Source organism: Bacillus sp. NEAU-CP5, assembly GCF_026420705.1.
In the GTDB taxonomy this organism is placed as follows: domain Bacteria; phylum Bacillota; class Bacilli; order Bacillales; family Bacillaceae; genus Bacillus; species Bacillus velezensis.
Genome location: NZ_JAPMOV010000004.1, coordinates 480,406 through 487,273, shown reverse-complemented (window position 1 = coordinate 487,273; position 6,868 = coordinate 480,406). Strand labels below are relative to the sequence as shown.

Below are 6,868 nucleotides of genomic sequence, written 5' to 3'. Positions count from 1 at the left end.
TCCCGGACCGATTGCCACAAAAATGGCTGCGTATCTGGGCTTCAAGCTGAAAGGCACGTTAGGCGCAATCTTGGCAACCCTCGCCCACATTCTGCCTACATGTCTTGCTATGGTAGGCTTGTTTGCGGCTGTCAATGTCTTAAGCCACTCAGCAATTGTTGCCGGCATGATTGGCGCCGTCACCCCGGTGATCGCCGTCATGCTCGGCATCATGGCGTACGAGTTTGGCCAAAAAGCGCTAAAAGGTTTCGGCTGGGTCACGGGCATTCTGTTTTTTATCATCGCTTTTATCGGCCTGCAAACGTTACAGATCAATCCCGGCTTTGTCATTATCATTTTCTTAGCGTACGGTGCGTTTCATTTTAAATTAAAGGACAAAATCACAAATAAACGTTCAAAAGATAAAGGAATGTCTGCCTCATGATCATGATTTATGTATTTATGGCGTTTTTTGCCGCAAACGTACTCGGATATGGAGGCGGACCGGCGTCGATCCCGCTGATGTTTGAAGAAGTCGTCAACAGATACAGCTGGCTCTCAAACGATCAATTCTCAAATATGCTCGCGCTTGCGAACGCATTGCCGGGCCCGATCGCCACCAAAATCGCCGCGTATGTCGGCTACAGCGCAGGCGGGTGGCCCGGGTTCCTGATTGCGCTGATCGCCACCGTCGTACCGTCGGCGCTCGCATTGATCGTCCTCTTGCGCATCATTCAGCGCTTCCGCCAATCTCCCGTCATCAAAGGTATGACGCTGTCCGTCCAGCCTGTCATCGCCGTCATGATGCTCATTCTTACCTGGCAAATCGGCGCAGACGGCATCAAAGCGATCGGCTGGGTTCAAGCGATAATGATTGCGGGGATTTCCCTCCTTGCCTTGACAAAATTCAAGATGCATCCGGCCTTCCTGATTATCGCGGCGTTTTTGTATGGAGGTCTTGTGGTTCCTCATTTATAAAGAAAAGCACCTGGACAGGTGCTTTTTTATTTTGGCCCAGAAATATCATTTGATATGACAACTGTTTCTTCGCCTGCATCACTCTTGATGATTTGCTTAACTTGCAGCGTTGCGCCTGCCATTCTCACAAATTGCTTAACCTGAGGCGAATTGGTTTCAGCCTTTATCCAAACAGAAGTCGGCGCTTTCCAAGCTAAAAAGAGTGCAAGAATCAACATACCAGAGATAACCAGCAGCAGCTTCATAGAGCATCACTTCTTTTCAATAAGCTGCTCGCCGCGCTCAGCGCCTGATGATCATGAAGAATATCACCGGGACGATTGCCTTCTCCCAGCACATAGCCTTTAAAGGACATCCCCATAAAATGAAAAATATGTTCAAATTGCTGAATCAGCGGCAGCCCTTTTAGTTTAGGATTGTCCCCTCCCACTGCTGTTACATATGCCTGCTTCGCTGACATTTGCTGTTTAAAGTCAGGAAACCTCGGATCTCTCAGCGTCTGTGACCAGCGATCAATAAACAGCTTTAATGTCCCTGACATGCCAAACCAATAAATTGGGGTGGCGAATACAAGAATATCGCACGGTAATATCCGCTCAATGATAGAATCGCAGTCATCTTGAACAGGACGAAAGCCGCCTTGAGCGTGACGCAGATCTTCAATTGGCTGGAGCCGATATTTCCGCAAATGAATGTGCTCCGCATCGAATCCTTGAACAGCCTTCTCCGCAAGAATATCCGTATTTCCGCCAGACCTCGTTCCGCCATGAATAACCGCAATTTTCATGATGCATCTGCTCCTTTGTTTACGAATGATTTTCTTCATCATATAATGGATTCATCAATCAATACAGATGATTATTTCTATTATTCCAATCGGTAAAACCGATTTAGAAAGGGCGAGAACATATGGAATTGAAGCAGCTGATCACCTTTATTACCGCAGCAGAACATGTAAACTTCACCCTAACCGCCAAGATGCTTAACTATGCACAATCAAGCGTTACCTCTCAGATCAAATCACTTGAAGAAGAAATCGGGACTCCTTTATTTGAACGGCTCGGCAAGCGGCTCATCCTGACAGAAGCCGGCAAAACATTCAAATCCTATGCGGAGAAGATCATTGTGTTAACAGAAGAAGCAAAAATGGCCGCAAATCAAGTAAGAGAAACAACCGGAACCTTGAAAATCGGCGCGACGGAAAGCCAGTGCACATACCGCCTTCCGCCTATCATAAAAGAATTCAAACAGGCTTTTCCTCAAGTAAAGCTCATATTCAAACCGTATGTTTCCAACGAACAAGCGAAAGAACAGCTCTTACAAGGCCAGCTTGATATCACTTTCATTTTGGATGTGAACCGAACGGAAGACGCACTGCACGTTGAATCTTTGATTCAGGATGAAATCAAAATGGTAGCCGCCAATGACCATCCTTTTGCAGCAGACTCACCAACAACATTGAAAGATCTTCAAAATGAAACCCTTCTGCTGACAGAGGACGGCTGTTCATACCGCACGCTCTTTGAGAACACTTTACATGACGCCGGAGTCTACCCTAACAAATTAGAATTCGTCAGCATCGAAGCCATCAAACAATGCGTGATGGCCGGACTTGGAATTGGACTATTGCCTGAAATGACAGTAAAAGACGATATTGCCGAAGGACGGATGAAAGAACTCAACTGGCAGAATGAATGCCCTGTTTTTACTCAACTAGCATGGCATAAGGACAAGTGGATGTCTGCGCCATTAAAGGCTTTTATCGATTTGACGCGAAAAACATTCAAATAAAAACCTATCTGCAAGGACGACAAAGTTTTTAACAAAGCAGACACCAGGCATACAAAAAAAACACTTGGTGGCTTAGAGCCCCAAGTGTTACACGTGATTTTTCCGATAAAACGTTCGCAAAACATGCGTTTCAAGGTCAGCCAGACGGACAGGGATCGGCAGCCTGCTTTCTCGATTGATCATTTTCATTGTGATCTGATAGCTGCTTTCTAAATCAATGTCATGTCCGCAAGACAAGAAGATTGGCTTCACGTCCCGCCGTGTCCGAAGCGCCCGGCCATATACCTCGCCGTCAATGAGAATATCGGTGTAGGCGCCGACTTCATTTTCAGGCATCTCGAAATCGCAGCCTTTGATTTTGAGATAGGTTTTCGCAATCCCTATCGTCGGCTTACCCAGAAAAAAAGCCGCATGGGTGGCAACGCCCATATGATTGTAATGCAGATACCCGTTGCCATCAAACAAAAACACATCCGGCTCCGCCTCCAGCTTTTTGGCCGCTTCAATGATCAGCGGCAGCTCGCGAAACGCAAGAAAACCGGAAACATACGGCACGCTGATTTTCCCCATGCTGTGCACTTTTTCAATCACTTCTTTTGTATCAGCGTCAATCACGATGATACTGCATACGCCGTACGGTTCCCCGTCCTGCTCCCAATAAGCGAGGTCGACGCCTGCGCAGGTGTTGACGGAGTCTGGATGGATGACGGGGGATAGGTTGATTTTATGTATTAGGGATTGTTGTGTTTGAACAAATTCTTCTTTGCTTAGTTTGAAAAGATGTATTTGTTTAACATGCATCTAAAAATCAACCCTACCTCTTGTTAACTAGTGTCTTTTTTTGTATTTATTTTCACTTTAAAAATTCTAGTTTGAAAACTTGCAACTTCAGGCCCTGCAAGCTTTTTTTAATAGTTTAAATGAATGTTTAACTACATTTCATTATTCGTAACTTTGTTTAATAAAGATTCTATATTTTCAACTATTTCAATATGGCTATTTGACTGAAATTCATACACAGGTTGATCCCAATCCTCATTTTGTATCAAAACTAGTTGATAAAATCCATTAGCATCCGCATCTGGATACCACCCTAAATCAAGTAAATAATTTTTACGAGAGTATGTTAATTGCAATAAATCTTGTGAAAAAAATAACCACTTTTCATCGTCTGGATCTAGATTTTTCGGATCAATTTCTCTAAAACTGTTTTGATTTATGGTCCACCCTTTTGGAATCCTTAAGGATTGTAAACTTACTTCTGGCATTTTTTTTATCTTTCTCATAAAAGCCTCCTATTACTTATCAATACCAAGTTGTTTTAAATACTTATCCAATCGACTGCCAGCAATCGGATGACCATGATATTCACCACCAGAAAACTCCGCTCTAATCCAGCTTGTTGGTGTACCTAGATCATAACCGACTGTTTTTCCTGCATCATAAATAAAATAATAGTTGTTATTTCCATTATCAATAATATGACCTTTTAGAAGCGCCTCTTTCTCTAAAGCTTTGTTATTCACATTTGGTAAGTACTGAGCAGCTTTTTTACCTGTCATACTAAAACGTTTTGCTTCTTCAAGTGTTTTAGCCTTAACATGTTTATGTCCATGCGGAGTAAACGAAGCATTATTAAGCATCGTTCTAAATTCTTTACGACCATAATATCCATCATGCGCTACTTTATCGTGATTTTTAGAAATGTTAGGACTATGAGATTTTCCCTTACGGACGCCATCACTAACCATCTTCACAATCCCAAGTTCTTTAACAGCCGTCTTTTCCACATCAACACGGACTGTTGGGAATCCGTACGTAAAGCCGTTCGCTGTTACTGGGCGTTCTGCGTACACGCGGACGTTTGTCGGGACTTTGAATTGTTTAACTTTTTCTAGTGTCTTATTAGCTTTTTGAACTTTTGAATGGGTTGCAAGCGGTATGCCTTTGTTTACATGCTTCGCCAACGCCCCGGCACCAACCAAACTCAACGCAGCTTCCAGCGCCCCTTGCTTCCGCTTCTCCTCAGACACTTTGTTTCCGAACATATCTCTGCCTGTGACGGCTTCTGAGAATCCGTTTGAGGCGACAAGGCCGTATGCGCCCATTTCTGTCATTTTGAGAATGTCTAAGGATTTTCCGGTTTTATAGGCATCTAAAGCATGTTCTGCGGCAATGACGGTTTTTCCGGTTTTGTAAATGGCTTTTCCGCCTTTGAAAGCGCGGCCTGCCCAGCCGACGACCGGTATGAACCCGGCGGCGGCCATCGCTCCTGCTGTGACGCGTTCTGCGGTGGAGAGCTTTTCTCCTGTGACGGGTTCATAGCCCAACAGACATTTAAGTCATTTTAAACAGAAAATAACAATTCATTTGTAAAAAAACCTTGAAAGGCTTTACTAGCCAATCAAGGTCAATTAATTCTTCTGACTATCCCATTTTTAAGCACCATTAAATTTATAAGTTTTTGGTAACAGTATGACACCTTTTATATGTGGTGACAACTACTACGTTAAAACTTACGAGTTTGTACGAGTTCGTTAGTTTCATATACATTCCATGTGTTTATATTCATCACCCAGTAAAAAGTGATTTCGCCTAAGCTCGTACTTCGTTTTCTATTCTATCATTGCAAACATTACTCCATGATGGTACAACCATCAATGAGTTTTTACTTTTAGCTGCCTATTTTAAATTGCAACATCCTGATAACCTACTTCAATTATTTTTTCATTTAATAGACGAAGCCCTAATCCATTTTCTGTATCCCATGAACAGTTAAATGTAATTCCAATATCTCGTCCTTCAAAAATATCCGCATATGGAACAACAATTCCATCTAAAGTTATCATTTCTAGTATTTGATCAGGTGTTTCAATTAATGGATAATTTTCATTTAATTCAATATCATAACCCAGTTCATGTCGCTTCTGTTTGTAATAGTCTAATATTGATTGCAATAATTTTGGCTGCAAATCCTCCCAATTCTGCATTAATGCTTGATATGCCATATACTGTTCTTCATCAAACTCCCCATCTTCTTCACCATCTATCATCAAAGAGATCTCAGATTCTTTTCCAAAAAAACGAATAATGGTATCCTTAACCCAACCATACTCATATTCAAGTTCACCAAAAATTGGATCGTTTATAGCCATTTTATATCTCCTCTTTTTGTTTATTAGCAAACCCTCCAGGTTTAAAAGCTCCTGCGTTTATTTCTCCTACACCACCAAGGTGTCCGAATTCACTATTTATTTTTGTTGGCACAAGTTGCATTGTTTTAACATCATTTAATTCATGCCATGTTAATTTATTTTTTTCTCGATATTTTTTTATATCTCTTGCACTAATTTTACCAGATTCCATCCCAAATTGACTTGCTAACTCAGGTGATCCATTAATTTGGTCAGCTAATTTTTGATCTGATTGAACAAAATTAGCTCGTCTGGCTTTCCCCCCATAAGTTCCTTTTCCTCCAAGCATATAGTTGATTTCAACTTGTGCTTTTGCTATTGGTGAAAAATCAGGAACTCCATTTTTATATTGAATACCTTTTATACCAGCCTCATCTAATATGCTTTTCAATTTAGGGTCTGGTGGAGGTTTAAGCGTACTTAAAGATTCTCCCCTAATTCCTTCAAATTCAATCTTTGGATTGACCTGTGCAGGTGTTTGATTAATCCTTGATTCATACGAACTAGCAAATTCAGATTGCCTAAAAGCAGGTGGAACTTTTTTTATCGTACCCTTACTACCTTTACCACTACCAGCCATCTTCACAATTCCAAGATCTTTCACAGCAGTCGTTTTCACATCAGCATGAATGATTGGGAAAGTTGCGCCATCCGGTGTGACAGTCTTGTGGACACGAATTTTTACATTCGTCGGTACTTTGAATTCTTTTACTTGGTCTAGAATCTTTTTCCCTTTTTCAACTTTTGTTGCTTGTGGCGATTTTGCAAGCGGTATGCCTTTGTTTACATGCTTCGCCAGTGCGCCGGCACCAACCAAACTCAGCGCAGCTTCCAGCGCCCCTTGCTTCCGCTTCTCCTCAGACACTTTGTTTCCGAACATATCTCTGCCTGTGACGGCTTCTGTGAATCCGTTTGAGGCGACAAGA

Annotated in this window: 9 protein-coding genes and 1 pseudogene; 3 read left to right on the top strand and 7 right to left on the bottom strand. The window is 42.2% G+C overall.

Annotated features, from left to right (window positions below; translation table 11 throughout):
- Together chrB and chrA are read left to right on the top strand one after the other, a co-directional pair.
- On the top strand, nucleotides 1–424 hold a 424-nt coding region (gene chrB / locus OTK50_RS15265), incomplete at its 5' end, for a chromate efflux transporter subunit ChrB (protein ID WP_266121919.1).
- A complete protein-coding gene (gene chrA, locus OTK50_RS15260; RefSeq protein ID WP_007407539.1) occupies nucleotides 421–957 on the top strand; it encodes a chromate resistance efflux protein ChrA in 537 nt (178 codons plus the stop codon). The genes chrB and chrA, both read left to right, overlap by 4 nt.
- A 26-nt stretch (nucleotides 958–983) precedes the next feature.
- Here the strand turns inward: chrA and OTK50_RS15255 are convergent, their stop codons facing one another.
- Together OTK50_RS15255 and OTK50_RS15250 are read right to left on the bottom strand one after the other, a co-directional pair.
- Nucleotides 984–1,202, bottom strand: coding sequence for a hypothetical protein (locus OTK50_RS15255; protein ID WP_082998291.1), 219 nt, complete (start codon nucleotides 1,200–1,202; stop codon nucleotides 984–986).
- On the bottom strand, nucleotides 1,199–1,744 hold the full coding sequence (locus OTK50_RS15250) for a flavodoxin family protein (protein WP_007614245.1): 546 nt from the start codon (nucleotides 1,742–1,744) through the stop codon (nucleotides 1,199–1,201). Before OTK50_RS15250 ends, OTK50_RS15255 begins: the two co-directional genes overlap by 4 nt.
- Nucleotides 1,745–1,866: 122 nt before the next feature.
- On the opposite strand from OTK50_RS15250, the gene OTK50_RS15245 reads away from it, so the two are divergent.
- On the top strand, nucleotides 1,867–2,748 hold the full coding sequence (locus tag OTK50_RS15245; protein WP_224223874.1) for a LysR family transcriptional regulator: 882 nt from the start codon (nucleotides 1,867–1,869) through the stop codon (nucleotides 2,746–2,748).
- A gap of 87 nt (nucleotides 2,749–2,835) precedes the next feature.
- Here the strand turns inward: OTK50_RS15245 and OTK50_RS15240 are convergent, their stop codons facing one another.
- From OTK50_RS15240 to OTK50_RS19965, 5 genes and pseudogenes are all read right to left on the bottom strand, one after another.
- Complete coding sequence (locus tag OTK50_RS15240) at nucleotides 2,836–3,549, bottom strand: endonuclease V (RefSeq protein ID WP_224223875.1); 714 nt, start codon at nucleotides 3,547–3,549, stop codon at nucleotides 2,836–2,838.
- 131 nt (nucleotides 3,550–3,680) lie between these two features.
- Nucleotides 3,681–4,034 carry a hypothetical protein gene (locus OTK50_RS15235; RefSeq protein WP_017418767.1) on the bottom strand — a complete coding sequence of 118 codons (354 nt, stop codon included), beginning with the start codon at nucleotides 4,032–4,034 and terminating at the stop codon, nucleotides 3,681–3,683.
- Nucleotides 4,035–4,046: 12 nt separating this feature from the next.
- Nucleotides 4,047–5,075, bottom strand: a pseudogene (locus tag OTK50_RS15230) (pre-toxin TG domain-containing protein); the annotation flags it as partial.
- 360 nt (nucleotides 5,076–5,435) lie between these two features.
- Complete coding sequence (locus OTK50_RS15225) at nucleotides 5,436–5,903, bottom strand: DUF6985 domain-containing protein (protein WP_007614252.1); 468 nt, start codon at nucleotides 5,901–5,903, stop codon at nucleotides 5,436–5,438.
- Nucleotide 5,904: 1 nt separating this feature from the next.
- Nucleotides 5,905–6,868 (bottom strand): HNH endonuclease (locus OTK50_RS19965; RefSeq protein ID WP_266121918.1); only part of this gene is annotated, 964 nt, incomplete at its 5' end.